At 66.0% G+C, this 1,507-nt stretch carries 1 protein-coding gene; it reads right to left on the reverse strand.

Translation table 11 applies throughout. The annotated features are described in order from the left end of the window. Positions 1–12 precede the first annotated feature (12 nt). Positions 13–1,362, reverse strand: coding sequence for an IS30 family transposase (locus GSY69_RS13750; RefSeq protein WP_407925033.1), 1,350 nt, complete (start codon positions 1,360–1,362; stop codon positions 13–15). Between the last annotated feature and the right edge of the window lie 145 nt (positions 1,363–1,507).

The following is a 1,507-nucleotide window of genomic DNA, read 5'->3' on the forward strand; positions in this document are numbered from 1 at the left end:
AACTGCTTGGGCTCAATCGGTCGTTGCAACACCGTGTTGTTGAAGCGAGCGTAACTGCTCCTCGAAGACTTCCGCGGGAGTGCGCCAGTTCAGGCTTTTCCGTGGCCGGTTGTTGAGCGCGAGAGCGACGGCTTCGAGGTCCTCGGCCGACCACCGCGAGAGGTCCGTGCCCTTCGGGAAGTACTGACGCAGCAACCCGTTTGTGTTCTCGTTCGTCGGCCGCTGCCAGGGCGAGTGGGGGTCGGCGAAGAACACCTTCGTGCCCGTCTCAAGCGCGAACTGGGCATGCGCAGAAAGCTCCTTGCCGCGATCCCAGGTGAGTGTCTTGCGAAGCTGTTCTGGAAGCTTGGTCATGGTCGCGACGAGAGCAGCATTCATCGCGACGGCGCCGTAGCCTCCCAGTGCAGGACCGTTCTTCACATATGGGTTCTCGCCCCAGCCCTCCAGGCGGGGCAGGTGCACCAGCAGAGTCGAGCGGCTCTTGCGCTCGACGACAGTGCCGATCGCCGATCGGCCCGTTCCGATGATCAGATCCCCCTCCCAGTGCCCAGGAACGGCGCGGTCCGCCGCCTCCGCAGGACGTTCGGAGAACACGACATCGGCGGTGACATGCCCTTGCGGACGGTTCTGCGCTCGAGCTCGTGGCTGCCGGAGTGCGCGACCGGTTCGCAGGCAGGTGACGAGTTCGCGTTTGAGCGCGCCACGGCCCTGGATGAACAGCGACTGGTAGATCGCCTCGTGGCTGATGCGCATGGACTCATCATCCGGGAAGTCGACCTTGAGGCGGTGTGAGATCTGCTCCGGGCTCCACGCGATCGCCCACCGCCGGTCCTGCCGATGTGGCTTGTTCCGCCCCTTCCATGCCAGCGGCTCAGGGCCGACGACCACGCTGCCATCGGGTCGGCGGACGTTGCCGGCGAGACGGTCCTGGACGTACTCGCGCAGCCTAGCGTTGGTCACCAACTTCGCCTTCTTCGGCCGCTTCGCCGCCTGCTGCGCCTTCCACTGCGCCACCAGCGCCCGGTATTCCTGCTTGCCGCTGCGCGTAGCGGCATTGCGGCGCAGCTCGCGGGAGATCGTTCCCGGGTCGCGGCCGATCCTGCGCGCGATCTCACGCACGCCGACCTGCTTGGCGCGGAGAAGCGCGATCTCCTCACGTTCCTCGAAGGACAGATAACGACCTGTGGGCGGGGCGAGGCTGATCGGCGGCATGCCGCCAGCGTGACGAAACCAACGGGACCCGACCGGCACAGACACGCCCACCTTCAGAGCCGCTTCGGCTGAGGTGATACCCGTCGCGATCAGACGCCAGAACTGCCGCTGCACCGCCCGCGAAGGCTCAGGCCGCCCGGGCGAACGCATCGGCGGACGCAACGCCCGATCCGCACGCCACTGCCGACGCGCACTCACGGGCACTTCGCTGGTCTTCTTGCTCCAATCCGCCGTCACCATCGTTGAACACCTCTCGATCGAGGTGTTGCGACAACCAGTTGAATCCGCCCTGCGA

It is taken from the genome of Brevibacterium rongguiense (assembly GCF_009857845.1).
Lineage (GTDB): Bacteria > Actinomycetota > Actinomycetes > Actinomycetales > Brevibacteriaceae > Brevibacterium > Brevibacterium rongguiense.

What these genes read in the sequence shown, in the direction of transcription:
- GSY69_RS13750 (WP_407925033.1), bottom strand. Translation starts at nt 1,362, where the DNA reads ATGCGTTCGCCCGGGCGGCCTGAGCCTTCGCGGGCGGTGCAGCGGCAG.